Origin of the sequence: Eggerthella sp. AM16-19, assembly GCF_003474385.1 — a bacterium.
Taxonomy (GTDB): Bacteria; Actinomycetota; Coriobacteriia; order Coriobacteriales; family Eggerthellaceae; genus Senegalimassilia.
Genome location: NZ_QUCY01000018.1, coordinates 47,189 through 60,450, shown reverse-complemented (window position 1 = coordinate 60,450; position 13,262 = coordinate 47,189). Strand labels below are relative to the sequence as shown.

12 protein-coding genes and 1 pseudogene are annotated in these 13,262 nt (G+C 59.8%); 7 read left to right on the top strand and 6 right to left on the bottom strand.

Annotated elements, in window-relative coordinates:
* The 3 genes and pseudogenes from DW178_RS08060 to recR all read left to right on the top strand — a co-directional run.
* Positions 1-325, top strand: a pseudogene (locus DW178_RS08060) (hypothetical protein); the annotation flags it as partial.
* A gap of 75 nt (positions 326-400) precedes the next feature.
* Positions 401-745, top strand: coding sequence for a YbaB/EbfC family nucleoid-associated protein (locus DW178_RS08055; RefSeq protein ID WP_042434781.1), 345 nt, complete (start codon positions 401-403; stop codon positions 743-745).
* 12 nt (positions 746-757) lie between these two features.
* Entirely contained in the window at positions 758-1,354 is a 597-nt protein-coding gene (gene recR / locus DW178_RS08050) for a recombination mediator RecR (RefSeq protein WP_118350479.1), read from the top strand.
* Positions 1,355-1,497: 143 nt separating this feature from the next.
* Here recR and DW178_RS08045 read toward each other — a convergent pair whose 3' ends face one another.
* Together DW178_RS08045 and DW178_RS08040 are read right to left on the bottom strand one after the other, a co-directional pair.
* Complete coding sequence (locus DW178_RS08045; RefSeq protein ID WP_118350478.1) at positions 1,498-2,079, bottom strand: hypothetical protein; 582 nt, start codon at positions 2,077-2,079, stop codon at positions 1,498-1,500.
* 9 nt (positions 2,080-2,088) lie between these two features.
* Positions 2,089-2,313 (bottom strand): helix-turn-helix transcriptional regulator, encoded by a 225-nt coding sequence (locus DW178_RS08040; protein WP_118350477.1) that lies wholly within the window; start codon positions 2,311-2,313, stop codon positions 2,089-2,091.
* 425 nt (positions 2,314-2,738) lie between these two features.
* On the opposite strand from DW178_RS08040, the gene DW178_RS08035 reads away from it, so the two are divergent.
* Positions 2,739-3,848 carry an IS110 family RNA-guided transposase gene (locus DW178_RS08035; RefSeq protein ID WP_118350476.1) on the top strand — a complete coding sequence of 370 codons (1,110 nt, stop codon included), beginning with the start codon at positions 2,739-2,741 and terminating at the stop codon, positions 3,846-3,848.
* Positions 3,849-4,392: 544 nt separating this feature from the next.
* Here DW178_RS08035 and dmsD read toward each other — a convergent pair.
* The 4 genes from dmsD to DW178_RS08015 all read right to left on the bottom strand — a co-directional run bounded on the left by dmsD (position 4,393) and on the right by DW178_RS08015 (position 9,026).
* Entirely contained in the window at positions 4,393-5,022 is a 630-nt protein-coding gene (dmsD, locus tag DW178_RS08030) for a Tat proofreading chaperone DmsD (RefSeq protein ID WP_118350475.1), read from the bottom strand.
* 85 nt (positions 5,023-5,107) lie between these two features.
* Positions 5,108-5,962, bottom strand: a complete 855-nt coding sequence (locus DW178_RS08025) for a DmsC/YnfH family molybdoenzyme membrane anchor subunit (protein WP_118350474.1) — start codon at positions 5,960-5,962, stop codon at positions 5,108-5,110.
* A complete protein-coding gene (locus DW178_RS08020) occupies positions 5,962-6,582 on the bottom strand; it encodes a DMSO/selenate family reductase complex B subunit (RefSeq protein ID WP_118350473.1) in 621 nt (206 codons plus the stop codon). The genes DW178_RS08025 and DW178_RS08020 overlap by 1 nt, the downstream gene beginning before the upstream one ends.
* A 14-nt stretch (positions 6,583-6,596) precedes the next feature.
* Positions 6,597-9,026 (bottom strand): DMSO/selenate family reductase complex A subunit, encoded by a 2,430-nt coding sequence (locus tag DW178_RS08015; RefSeq protein ID WP_118350472.1) that lies wholly within the window; start codon positions 9,024-9,026, stop codon positions 6,597-6,599.
* A gap of 272 nt (positions 9,027-9,298) precedes the next feature.
* Between DW178_RS08015 and DW178_RS08010 the strand changes: the two genes are divergently transcribed.
* Genes DW178_RS08010 through DW178_RS08000 form a run of 3 tightly spaced genes read left to right on the top strand, consistent with a single transcriptional unit; the run spans position 9,299 to position 13,214 of the window.
* Positions 9,299-10,696, top strand: coding sequence for a radical SAM protein (locus DW178_RS08010; protein ID WP_118350471.1), 1,398 nt, complete (start codon positions 9,299-9,301; stop codon positions 10,694-10,696).
* On the top strand, positions 10,687-11,556 hold the full coding sequence (locus DW178_RS08005; protein WP_118350470.1) for a dimethyl sulfoxide reductase anchor subunit family protein: 870 nt from the start codon (positions 10,687-10,689) through the stop codon (positions 11,554-11,556). Before DW178_RS08010 ends, DW178_RS08005 begins: the two co-directional genes overlap by 10 nt.
* 23 nt (positions 11,557-11,579) lie before the next feature.
* Positions 11,580-13,214: a response regulator transcription factor gene (locus DW178_RS08000; protein ID WP_286168605.1), complete on the top strand. Its 1,635-nt coding sequence runs from the start codon at positions 11,580-11,582 to the stop codon at positions 13,212-13,214.
* Positions 13,215-13,262 lie beyond the last annotated feature (48 nt).

Below are 13,262 nucleotides of genomic sequence, written 5' to 3'. Positions count from 1 at the left end.
GGCCGGCCCCGCGCGCTCCGCGCAGCCGCATCCGGCGGGGGCTCCCCGTCCGGCGGCGCGCCCGCAGGCGGCACCGGTAACAGCGCAACGCCCGGCGCCTCCTCAGGTCGGTATGCCGCAGCCTCAGGCTGCGCAGCGCCCCATGGCCTCCGCGCAGCCTGCTGCGCCTTTCTCGGCCCAGCCGGCTCCTGCGTCGCGCCCTCAGGCGTTCGCGGCTCAGCCGGCGCCTTCCTGCGAGGGTGCTCCGCAAACCCCCGACGAGCTGCGGGCCGTGCTGCAGGCGGGCTTCGGCGGCGGCGTGACGTTCGAAGAAGTCAAGGAATAGCGCACATCCGGGCCCGCGCCCGGTACAATGCAATGGTTTGAAACCCGTACATTCGCGATTAGAACAGGAAACGATATGGGACGTAAAGGCGGATTCCCCGGCGGCGGCATGGGCAACATGGGCGCTATGATGAAACAGGCTCAGAAGATGCAGGTCGAGCTTGCCCGCGCGCAGGAGGAGATCAAGGACATGACCTTCGAGGCCTCCGCCGGCGGCGGCATGGTCAAGGCGGTCGCCCAGGGCGACAACAGCCTGGTCAGCCTGACCATCGACCCCGAGGCGGTGGACCCCGAGGACGTGGAGATGCTGCAGGACATGATCACCGCGGCCGTCAACGAGGCGCTGCGCGGCGTGGCCGAGCTGGGCGCCCAGCGCATCAACGCCGCAACCGGCGGCATGAGCATCCCCGGCCTGATGTAGGGAAGCGGTTCCGTGCAATCGGCTCCCGCAATCCAAAAACTGCTTGATGAGCTCGAACGCCTTCCCGGCGTGGGCCCGAAATCGGCGCAACGTATGGCGTATTGGATCTTGAACTCCGATCGCGCCATGGCGCTGCGCTTGGCGCAGGCCATCGTGGAGGTGAAGGACGCGGTGCATTTCTGCAGCCGTTGCTTCAACTACGCCGAGGACGACCTGTGCGAGATCTGCCGCTCGACCAGCCGCAACCAGCAGCTGCTGTGCGTGGTCAGCGAGCCGCGCGATATCCCGCCCATCGAGCGCACGGCAGTATACCAGGGCCTGTACCACGTGTTGGGCGGTGCGCTGTCGCCCATGGACGGCATCGGCCCGGACGACCTGCATATCGCGCAGCTTATGCAGCGCTTAGCAACTGAGGACGTCCAGGAAGTGGTGCTTGCCACCAACCCCAACGTGGAAGGCGAAACCACGGCGGCTTACTTGGCGCGCCTTATCAAGCCGCTCGGCATTAAGGTAACGCGCCTGGCCAGCGGCCTGCCCGTAGGCGGTGACTTGGAGTTCGCCGACGAAGTAACGCTCGGTCGCGCCCTAGAAGCACGCCGCGTGTTGTAATGGCGCAAGACAGAGGACTGAAAAGACGCCTGCGAATCCTGAATCGCTTTCCTTTTCTTGGATACCAAGGAATGAAGGGTGATTCATTTGGACTCGCGGGTGTCTTGCGTATTTGGGGCATCCTTGCACGTCGGTGCGCTAAACTATTCTTCCGTGTTGTCTGCAGCTAAATCCATTTTGTCACGGGCGCTTTTCGCCGACCGGTACTGCAGGTAAAAGGCGCCATACGTTACAAAGAAAAGCAGCACGCCGAACGCTGCGCCCATCACAAGGTTTTGAACAAGAAACACCTGTTCAAAAGGCACAAACTGTATTTCGGCAACAGTGCGCATAACAAAGATGGCGACAGCGCTTACCAATCCTGACAGCCCTGAGATGAGCGCAAAAGATTGCGCAGGGAACTTTTCGGTTTGATCAAACCGGTTTGTGTCAACGTACCCTTTACGGGCCTGCATAATCGCGCACGCGACCATAACAACGACAAACCAAATGTACATTGCGGCTTCTACAGGGTTGGCAAACATGTCATAAGAGGCTCCATCATCTTTGTGAATCCAGGCAACCTGCTGCGCCATTAGCTGGTAGATGAGAAGCACAAGCGTTCCGATTGACAGCAGCATGAAACCGGTTTTGTATACCTTTGCTTCTTCAACTTCCAAACGCTCGTCTTTTGGGCCAACATATTCATGCCATTTTCGAACCAAAGTAAGGTTGTCCCATTGCATAAGATGCTCCTATCGTGAGAAGGGATGCTCTTCGTCATCCCAAAACAGGTCGTTCAACGTAACGTGCAGCGTTTTGCAGATTGCCACGCATAAGCCCAGGGTAGGGTTGTATCCCCCTGATTCAATAAGGCCGATGGTCTGCCTTGTAACGCCAACCGCTTTCGCCAGTTCGGCTTGCGAAAGCCCAACGGCAGCGCGCGCAGCTTTCATCCGAAGGTTCTTCTGCCCAGGCACTTCAACTCCTTATAGTGAAGACCAACTATATGTTGCAACATGACAAATATATATTGCATATAAGAGCGCTGTCAAGCAAAATGCAAGATATAGTTTGCATATACTGTCGGAGCAGTTTTTTAATCGAAGCTCCAATCGAGTGCTCAGACCTTTTTCCAATATGTCGGGAAAATGACGAACAGGGGGGGGTGCGGGCTAAATGCGGCCAGGAAAAGAAAGCGCCTGCGAGGCGTATGGGTTCGCAGGCGCTTTGCATATACGGCACGGCATTCGGGGTGGTCTTACGTACCGGAGCAAAAGAAAGACGATATGAGCAGAGCATTGTGAGCCCCTCTGCATGCAAATCCGTGGGTCAGGGCTGATAATGACCTCGTCTCGGAAGCCGGCAGCCAGCCGGGTTGCCACAAGCATGGAAGGGGCTCACCATGAACCATACCACATCCATCGGGCTGGACGTCCACGCAAGGTCCATCGCCGCCGCGGCGCTCGACCCGCTCACCGGGGAGGTCGTTACCAAGACGTTCGCATACTCGCCCGGCGAGGTCGCGTCCTGGGCGCTGGGATTCGACTCGCCCAAAGCCGTCTACGAGTCCGGCGTCACGGGCTTCCACCTTTGCCGCGAGCTCAATGCGCTGGGGCTCGAGTGCGCCGTGGGCGCGTCGTCCAAGATGCAGCGGCCGCCGGCCGACGTCAAGCGCAAGAACGACCTCTCCGACGCCCAGTTCCTGGCCAGGCTGCTGGCCACGCACAACGTGACCGAGGTGTTCGTGCCCGACGCCGAGACCGAGGCCGCGCGCGACCTCGTCCGCGCGCACGCCGACGCCCGCGCCGACCTCACCCGCGCCAGGCAGCGCCTCAACCTGTTCCTCATGAGGCACGGGCACGTGTTCTGCGAGAAGGGGCCGACCGGCGCGCCCGTCGGCAGCTGGACGAAGGCCCACTGGGCCTGGATAAGGCAGATCTCGTTCCCCGACGAGGCCGACGAGGGGGCCCCGGCGTTCTACATCGCGCAGGTCCGCCACATGGAGGGCCAGAAGCGCGAGCTCGAAAAGTTCATCCGCGCCCACGCGCGCGAGCCGCGCTGGCGCGGGCGGGTCGATGCCCTGCGCTGCCTGAAGGGCATCGAGGAGATAACGGCGTTCGCCCTGGTCGCAGAGGCGGGCGTGTTCTCCAGGTTCGACAGCGCGAGGGCCTTCTCGACGTGGGCCGGGCTCGTGCCCTCCGAGCACTCCAGCGGCCCGCGACGACGCACCGGCGGCATAACCAAGACGGGCAACTCCAACGTCCGCAGGCTGCTGGTGGAGGCGTCGTGGTACTACGCCAGGGCGACCGCCGCGCGCAAGCCCGCCCCGAGCCCCGACGTGCCCCTGCGTATAGAGAACCATGCCGCCAAGGCCGTGAAGAGGCTCGTGGCCAGGCGGCGGGAGATGTCCGCGCGCGGCAAGCGGCCTTCGGTCGCCAACTGCGCCACGGCGCGCGAGCTTGCGTGCCGGTGCTGGGCGATAGGCCGCATGGCCGAGGGGGCCGACGCGTAGCCGGCGCCCTGCCGACCCATAGCCATCCGAGCCTGCGGGCGCTCCGAATCCGACTGGCCGTTGAGGGCGATTCCTGATCACTCCCTTGGGCGCTGCTCGCGCGGCACGCCCGCCGGAAGACTCTTCAAACCGAAGGTGACGCCCCCAGCCGTAGCAACGAACTGCGATGCAACGCCGGCGACATAAAGGGCACGTGGCGGCGAGCCTCTCCGATCGGAAGCCGCCGCCGCCCGGCCGGCGAACCCGCGAATATTAGACTGCGAAGACGCGCGTCGGTCTAGACACGTCCATCGAGGAAGCGAAGCAGGCCAGATGATAAGGCCAGGCCCCGAAAAACACGGGGTCTGGCCAAACTTGTCCCTTGACAATGCTCTGCTCATATTAGGGATTCCGCCCCCTCCAAAAAACGGAATCCCTTCTTTTAACGAAGCCGTAGCTTCCGAAAACAGCGAGTTTCATTTTAGCATCGTCTTCACGAAATATCAACATTTTCTTTCGGCTAATGGTTTACCCAATGTTTGACGGATGATGGTTGATTCCTTGCCTATCGGAACAGCTTGCGCTTATCGGGATACAGTTCGAAACGCTGCTGCCAATCGAGCAGGGTTATGCGCGTCAGCTGGGCAAGGCTGGCATAGAACGAGCCCGTGCCAGCACCTTCTTCGAACTGATCAAGGAAACGATACGCCCAAGGCAGCAGGTGATGCTCAAGCAACTTGCGCACTGCGGCTTCGCTGCAGTTGTCCGAAACCGTGCAGAACGCCGCCATCATAAGCATCAACCCGAACTGGTCTTCCGGTTCCTTTTCCGCAAGCGTCATGTTTACGCCGCTTGCGCGCATCCATTCGCGAAGCTCAAGCGTCTCAATGCCGAAAATCACGTTTTCAGGATCGAGGTACACCGACCCCCATGCCGGCGCAGGCAGCTTGGAAGGGCCGATAAACAGGCGATTGTATTCAAGATGGATTTCGTGCAGGCCATCGTCTTCGGCGGCTTTCGCCATGGTTTCAAGGCAGGCTTGCGCTTCGGGTTGACCAAAAGGCCATGCTTGCGCAGCTTCCTGGCCTGAGACGAAACGCAACGCCGTAGCGCCTTTTTCGGATGCGGGGTCATGATAGAACAACGACCCTAAAATGCCCGCCCATTGCGAGATTTCGCGAAAAGTGGTTTCCATGAACGTCTCCTTTACGTTGAGGAAGGCGCCCAGCAGGGCGCCTTCCTTCTCGCTGGCTTGCGAAAATGCAGCTACTAGCTTAGTGCTATGCCAGGCCGACCGTCAGGTAAATCCCGTAGAAGTCAATGCGAACCAGCACGGCGGCAACGATAGCGCACGCAACGGCTACGGCTGTCAAAACGGTGGGGCTAACCTTGACGCGCCCGCAGGCGGCGGTGCACCCGGCGGCAATGGCGGCGAAAACAGAGCCGATTGCGGCGAACGTGGTGTAGTCGCCCATAAGCGCGGACAGCGTTGCGCCAGCTGAACTGGTTACGGAACCTGCGACAGAGCCTTGCGCAAACACTACGGCAATAACGCCGATGCCGCCAACAACAGCGCAGGCCGCCAGCACGTTCGTGGCTTTCTTGCCGAAAGCGTTACCTGCGGCAAGCATAAGCGCAGCAAGGGCGCTGCCTGCCAGCAGGGCAAGGCATAGCTGGCCGGCCCAGCCAAATGCGCCGTCCCATGTAGGGATGGTGCGGATGGCGTATGCCAGGCCGGTCATAACGGCAGTAGCCAAGCCAAGCACCAAAAGCGCGATGCCGAAGCCTTTGTGGGCACCGGCGCCAGGGTGCTTAACCAGCGCGAAAACCACGTACACGGCTGCTACGGCAATGGACAGGCCGGCGCAGGCGATCTCGTTTGACAGCGGCGAAGATCCCAGGCCAGCGAACATGCCGAGCATATGAGCAGGGGAGCCTAGGTGGAACACGGATGCTGCCAGGCCCACCAAAACCACAACGGCGGGAATCAAGGCAAGCGTATCCAGCTTCTTTGCGTTCGCTTCGCCTTCGGCCAGCCCGCGCAGAAGGCCGGTTAAGCCCAGCGCAACAAGGCCTGCGGGTACAAGAATGGAGAAAACAAGCAGAGGCATCTCGGCCGATGCTGCGGTAAGCATTATTCGACCTCCTTCGGGTTCATAACGTTGCCTTCGTAAGTGCCGCCGTTGCGGGAAATGGAGCAGCCCTTCATGATGGTGGACGGCTCGGTGTAACTAGGATCGGGCAGCGGTGCTAGCCACTCGCTTTCTCCGTACTTCTTCTTCATTTCGTCGGCGGGGCCGAAATCGAGCGCGTACAGCGGGCAGGCGTCTACGCAAATAGGGTTTTCGCCCTTTGCCACACGGGAGCTGCAGCCGTCGCACTTGCGCATTTGCCCCAGCTCTTCATCGAAGGAGGGTACGTTGTACGGGCACGCCAGCTCGCAGTACTTGCAACCAACGCACTTGTCGTGGTCAACGGACACAAAGCCGCGCTCGTCACGATGCATGGCGCCGGTGGGGCACACTTCGGTGCATACGGCCTTTTTGCAGTGGTTGCAGTTGATGGACGTGTAGTACGTGAACACATCTTGCGTGAACGTGCCATCGGCATTTTTCTGCCAGCTGCCTCCGCCGTATTCGTACACCTTGCGGAACGCCACGTGCGGCGACAGGTCGTGATAATCCTTGCACGCCAGTTCGCACGTCTTGCAACCGGTGCAGCGGGAGGCGTCGAAATAGAATGCGTAATCAGTCATCGTCTAAACCTCCCTTAAGAAATCTTGCGAACGCCGGCGACGTTGGAGTGTTGCGGGTTGCCCTTTGCAAGCGGGCTGGGATGCCATGAGCACAGCGTGTTGATGCAGCCGCCCTTGTCGATGCGGTCGCCGTTCATGTCGGCGTTGCGCCAACCGCCCTGGCTGATCATGATGGTGCCGGGGATAACGCGCCCGGTCACCTTAGCCTGGATGTGCACTTCGCCATGATCGTTGAACACCGAAACGGTCTCGCCGTTTTCGATGTTGAGCTTTTCGGCGTCCATGGTGTTGATCCACACTTCCTGAGGCGCTGCCTGCTTGATAACCTCGATGTTGCCGAAGCTGGAGTGCGTGCGCGCCTTGTAATGGAAACCGCACAGCGTGAAGGGGTACTCGTCGGTGCAGTCCAGGTAGCTGTCGGCGCCGGGCACGTACGTGGGCACGGGCGTCAGCACGTCGCGCTCGTCGTCGAATTCCCACGTGTCAATGACCTTCTGCAGCGCTTCGGAGTAGATCTCGATTTTGCCGGAAGGTGTTTTCAGCTTGTTCGCCTCGGGGTCTTTGATGAACGACTCAAGCGCCGGCGTGTAGCCCTTGGGGTTGCGGTAGTGGAACACGCCCTTCTCGTAGCCCTCTTCGTAGCTGGGCAGGCGCGGGTCTTTTGCGCGTGCACCTTCGTAGATCTGCTTCGTCCAGCCCTCTTGGTCCTTGCCGTCCAGGAACTTGTCCTTGATGCCGAATTTGTCGGCAATGTCGGCGCACACGTCGAAGCTGCTGCGGCGCTCGAACTTCTCGCCGGTGGTGGCGGGGTTGGCGTAAATGCAGGTGGCAACGTCGCCGGAGTAGCCGTCGTTGATGATGCCCTTCTGCTCTGCGCGCATGATGTCGGGCAGCAGGATATCGGCGTATTTGGCGGAGTCGGTCATGAGCGTTTCGTATACCAGGATAAACTCGCACTTGCTTTCGTCCTGCAGCAGGTCATGCGTGCGGTTGGAGTCGCTGTGCTGGTTTGTGATGCAGTTGCCGGCGTATTCCACGAAGAACTTGATGCCGGTTGACAGCTGATCGGTGCCTTTGACGCCGTCGTGCTCGGCAGTCATCTTCTCGCCATGGTCGATGGCGTCGGTCCAAGAGAACACGGAAATCTGCGATTTGCACGGGTTGGTAGCGGTAATCCACGGGATGCTGAAGGAATAAGCGCCCGTCGTGCAGCCCGTCGTGCAGCCCTTTTTGCCTACAACGCCCAAAAGCAGGTTGAGCATGCAGATGGAAAGGTAGGCCATCTCGCCGTTGCTGTGGCGCTGCACGCCCAGGTATTGCGTGATGAACGGGGCTTTCGCCTCCGCCATTTCGTGTGCAAGCTTTTTGATGCGCTCGGCGGGGATAAGCGTGATAGGCGCGGCCCATTCGGGGGTTTTCTCCACCTTGTCGTAGCCGGTGCCCATGATGTAGTCCTTGTATGACTTGTTCTGACCCTTGGCGGACTCGGGCATGGTGTCCTCGTCGTAGCCGATGCAATACGTGTCCAGGAAGGTCTTGTCCACAAGGTTCTCGGAGATAAGGACGTGCGCGATTGCCGCGGCAAGCGCTGCGTCGGTGCCGGGGCGGATGGGCAGCCACTCGTCGTTGCTGTTGCAGTTCGTGTCGCTGTAGCGCGGGTCGATGTGGATGTACTTCGCCTTCGTGTTCGTACGGTGCTGATAGCTAAAGCCGTGCTTGGACTCGCCGGTGCATCCCATTTCCATGTCGGATGCTGCGTCGCCGAACATTACCACCAGGTCGGAATCTTGGATGGCGGCGTAGGTTGAGGCGCTGTTGGCGCCCCACATGTACGGTGCCGCTGCGGTGGATTGGGCTGCGGAATACGTGCCGTAAGCGCCCAGGTAGCCACCGGTCAGCGCCAGCAGGCGGGGGAAGGGGCGGCCGGTAAGGCTGTATACGCCCGAACCCAGGTTGATGAACACGGCTTCGGGGCCGTAGTTGTTGTAGGTTTCCTTCAGCTTCGTGGCAATGGTGTCGATGGCCTCTTCCCAGCTGATGCGCTCGAACTTGCCCTCGCCGCGTTTGCCAACGCGTTTCATGGGGTATTTCAGGCGGTCGGGGTCGTTGATCCAGCGACGCACCGAGCGGCCGCGCAGGCACGCGCGGAACTTGCCGTTGGGGTCGTCGTCGAACGCCTCTTGCTCGCTTTGCGCCCATTGGATCTCGTCGTCTTTAACGTGGAACCACAGCGGGCAGCGGCTTGCGCAGTTGCAAGAGCAATGGCTTTGGACGATCTTCTCGTCGCTTGTTTCCTGGTTCTGCTCGTCGGCGTAAGCCGGCTCGGTCTTCTCGAACATGCCGTCGAGAACGACACCGCTTGCAGCAAGGGCGGCCGTTGCAACCGAAGCGCCCTTTACAAAGGACCTGCGGGTGACCGAACCCTCGTGTTCGATGGTGTCCATGCATTCCCTCCTCTACACTCTCGTCTTGACATGGTGCCGCCCGGTGGCTGAAAACAACCGTTCGCGGCGCGTGCACCAGACGAAGTGCATGGTATGGAAAAGATATTTTGCGGTATCACATGATTTGTGTGATTTTCCGTTTTGCCTGCATGCGACTATGTTTTCCATCACATGGATTTGAGGATGTTTGAAATTGCGGCTTTCTTGAAGCAGACTTTCGGCGCTTGGCCAGAAGGCGCACGATTGCCGCTTTGAGGTAGCAAGGGGGAAGAATGCGACGAGTTGATCAGCGCGACACGGCTGTGCTGCCGCCGGCGTACCAAGGGTATGCGCGCAGGTTTGCGGAGGTGTCTGCGCAGCTTCGCCGCACCATGGAGCAGTTTGGCTTGCCGCTTGCGCAGGATGACGCGCATGAGCTTGCTGCGGCGAGGAAACGACTTGTGCAGGCGGGTGCACATTTGCGCAATGACGGCAAGAGCATCGTGTACGGCGCGCTGTCCCCGGCGTGCGAGCGGTGCCGCACCGGCGAGCGAAGCGTGTCGCAGTTTATCTCGCTTGCGTGCCCGCGTAACTGCTGGTTTTGCTTCAACGCGAATCAGTTTGACTATAATGAGTATCGGTCGAACCGAAAGGATTGGCGCGTCGAAATGGATGCCTATGCTCAAAGCATGGGCAAACTCGATTACGTTGCCCTAACCGGTGGCGAGCCTTTGCTTTATCCCGACGAGGCGTGCGCGTTCTTCGCTTACGCAAAGCGGCTTAATCCGCAGGCGCATTGCCGCTTGTACACAAGCGGATGGGGCGCAGGCCGCGGTTTGTTTGAGCGGCTTGCCGAAAGCGGGCTGGACGAGATTCGCTTCAGCGTGAAAATTGATGCGGAAACATCAACAAATCGGGAGGCGCCGCAGGCCGAATCGCTTGAGCGCCAAGTCAGCCGCATAAGCCTTGCTGTTGGCGTTGTCCCGTCGGTTATGGTTGAGATGCCGGTTGTTCCTGGTGAGCAGGATACGCTGCGCACGGTCATGCGGCGCCTTGATGACATGGGGGCGTTCGGCATTAACTTGCTGGAGTTCTGCTTTCCGCTGCACAATGCGGCAAGTTATGCCACGCGCGGTTTTGCGCTGCGGTCTGACCCGTATCGAATCCCCTACGATTATCGGTATGCCGGCGCGCTGCCGGTTTTCGGTAGCGAGCAGGCAGCCTATGAGCTTATGGAATGGGGGATACGGCAGGGGCTGCGTTTGGGGATGCATTATTGCTCTTTGGAGAATAAGAACACGGCGCAGATTTTCAGCCAAAACCACGCCGGCTCGCTTGATATGGCGCCTTATCGCTTCTCCCAGCGCGACTTCTTTTACAAAGTATTGCGCGTCTTCGGTGCGGATGCGGCGCACGTGGCCGAAGAGCTCGAGCGCATAGGCGCTCAAGCTGACGGCAATCCGTTCGACGATGCCTCGCAGGCGGTAGTTGCGTTCGACCCGAAATGGCTTGCGCGCCTTGATGCGGACTTAGTTGACGGCTTGGTCAAGCGCGGAGTGCTTTTGTGCGCTTCGGCGGTTGTCGAGTCCGTGGAAGGCGGCAAGGAGCGTTTTCGCGAAGTTGGGCTTGCCGTGGTTGAAGCTGCCGATGTCGTGCGCGCGCGTGAAGGTGGGGAGATGGCATGGGTGTAGGTTTTTCCCAGGGCCTTGCGCAGGTTACGCTGGCGCTGTTCACCACGCTGGCGCCAGCGGGCATGGTTGCGTTTTGCGTCATGGCATGCGTGCTGCTTTTCGGGAAGCTATCTGAAAAGCAGTGGGAGCGCATGTCCCATTTCCTTGTGGTGCCGCTTGCCGTTGCGGTTGTTGGGTTTATCGGCTCGGCTACGCATTTGGGTAAGCCGAGCAATGCCCTGTATGTGTTGGCGGGCATTGGGCGCTCCCCGCTTTCGAACGAGGTTATAGCTTCCGTGACGTTTTTCGCCCTAAGCGGGATGTCGTGGTACGTGGGCTTTAGCCGGCAACGTTGGGCGCAGCGTCTTGTGCGCCCGGGCATGCTGCTAGCATGCGCTGCGGGTGCGTGGCAGGTGTGGGAAATCGCGAATGCCTACACCATTCGCACCATCGGCACGTGGAGCACGCCTAGCGTGCAGGCTAATTTAGTGCTAGCAGCGCTTATGGGCGGGGCCTTGCTGGCAATTTGCTCGCTTTCGTTGTCGGGGTATAGGGCGCCGCGCCGCTTGTTCGGGGCTCTTTTGGCAATTGCAGGCGTAAGCGCCGCGGCTGCGGCGGTGTCGCAATCGCTTCAGTTCGCGGAGCTTGGCGCCATGCGCAACGTCATGACGCTCGCACGGGATTTGGCGCCCTGGTATCCTGCGGGTATCGCCGTCTCGGCGATTCTTGCGGGTTGGGCTATTGCGGTGGATGCGCGCGGGCTGCGCATGCGCGGCTCTATTGACCCTGTGCGGGCGTGTGCGGCGTGTGCTTTGATGTTTGCAGGGGTGTTCACGGTTCGCTTTGCGTTTTACTGCTTGCATATGACGGTGGGGTTCTAAAGAGCGGGGAAAGGAGTGCCATTATGCCGAAGCCGAACATCGCCGTGCTGGGATATGCGTTGTTCGTTACCATTAACGCAACGTCGTTGTGGGGCGGCGTGTTCCCGTTTTTCCCGATGGAATTCCACACGCCGGAAGTCACCATCCTGTTCTTCCTCTCGCAGGCCCTGGCGTATTGCGCCACGTTCTTTCTTACTATGTTGGTGGCGTATCGCAGGCCTGAGTTCGTGCACAAAACGTTGGTGCTTATCGCCATGGCGCTGGCCATTGCCGGCGCGATAAGCCTTATTGCCGCTATGTACTTGAAGTGGCTTACTATCTCGCTTGTGGTTTGCGGCGGCGTGTGCCTTGGCATGGGATGCGGGGGCTTTGCCATGGCCTGGCAGCGATATTTCAGCGCTATGGCCTCGACGTCCGGCATCTTCTACCTGCTTGCAGGTACCATGCTGGGCGCGCCTGTTTTCTTCGCGCTGTATTTGGTCCCTAGTGCGGTAACGGTGTATTTAAGCCCCGTTATCCTTATTCCCGTATGCGGTCTGTGCGCCATTTTGGCAACGCGCACCATCGATTTTAGCCTTCCGCAGTTTGCGGACGTGCCCGCGTGCAACCCGAAGGTGTATGCGCTGGCGGTGCGCGATTACTGGAAAAGCGCGGTGGGCATCGGCGCAATCGGGTTTGCGTCGGGCGCGGTTCGAGCCGTTGCGCTTGCCGACCCCGCGGCGGGTGATGCAACCAATATCTTCTCCATGATCGGTTCGCTGGCTGCTGCGGGCATCTTGCTGATGGTTTGGCGCCGTCGGTCGTTTCAGTTCGACTTGCTTTCTGCGCTTAAAGTCCTGTTTCCCGCAAGCTTGACGTGCTTGGTTTTGCTCCCGCTGCTGGCGGGGAAATTGTCGTTTATCGCCGGTTTGCTGTATCTGGCGTTTAGCGTTGTAAGCCTTATCATGCTGTTGCAGTGCGCGCAGGCATCGCGCGACCGCGGCATTAACCCGGCGTTCATCTTCGGTTTCTGCGGGGGAATCGTGTATTTGATGCAGGATGCGGGCTTCGTGTTCGGGTTCTGGGCGGATTCTTTCCTAGATGGCGCATTTGTGCAGCTTGCCGTTGTTGCCTTGATGGGCGGATACGTTTTGGCCATGGCGTTTGCGCTGCAGTACATGGGCGGCACGGTTGTGCTTTCGCGCCGCGGCGTTCCAGATAGCGTTGAGTTTGTGTCCCATGAGGCCGAGGAGCCGCATGAGGTGCCTTCGATTTCGGAGAGGCATGCCCCTGAAAGCTCCTTGCGGCAGGTTGATGAAAAGCCGGAGGCGGATGCTACATTGCCCGATGCGCGCGTTTCCGCGCCGCGCGGCCCGGGGCGTCGTTCGAAGGCTCAGGAACGCGATCGGTCGGAGCGCTTGCGGGATAGGGTTTCCAAGGATTGCCTGCTTTTGCAGGAGCAGTTCAAGCTGTCTAATCGGGAAACAGAGGTGGCGGAGCTTATCATGCGCGGCAACAGCGTCTCAAGCATTGCCGAAACCCTTGTAATCTCCGAGAACACGGTTCGCACGCACACGAAGCATATCTATACGAAGCTGGGTATTCACAAACGCCAAGAAATGCTTGATCTTGTGCAGGAAGTGGTTGAGTATGCCCGCGGGCAACAGCGTGAAGCATAACGGCTTCGCGCAATGTCCCGGTGCTTGGAAAGACCTCGTTTCCGTATT